Source organism: Novosphingobium sp. B-7, from assembly GCF_000410615.1.
Taxonomy (GTDB): domain Bacteria; phylum Pseudomonadota; class Alphaproteobacteria; order Sphingomonadales; family Sphingomonadaceae; genus Novosphingobium; species Novosphingobium capsulatum.
Map to the genome: position 1 here is coordinate 1 of NZ_KE148413.1, position 211 is coordinate 211.

The 211-nt window shown below is 72.0% G+C and carries 1 protein-coding gene; it reads left to right on the forward strand.

Translation table 11 applies throughout. The features are described from left to right. Positions 1-211: P1 family peptidase (locus tag H926_RS28600; protein ID WP_043610332.1), on the forward strand; the 211-nt coding region annotated here is incomplete at both ends.

Below are 211 nucleotides of genomic sequence, written 5' to 3' on the forward strand. Positions count from 1 at the left end.
GCGGGCTGGCGCAACAGGGGGTGCCGGTGTCGCCGATCGTGCCGGCTGCCATTCTCTATGACCTGGGCAACGGCGGGGCCAAGGGCTGGGGGACGGAGCCACCCTATCGTGATCTGGGCATCGCCGCGCTGGCCGCTGCTGGCGCCGATTTCGCGCTGGGCACCAGTGGCGCCGGCTATGGTGCCATGGCTGGCGCGCTCAAGGGCGGGGT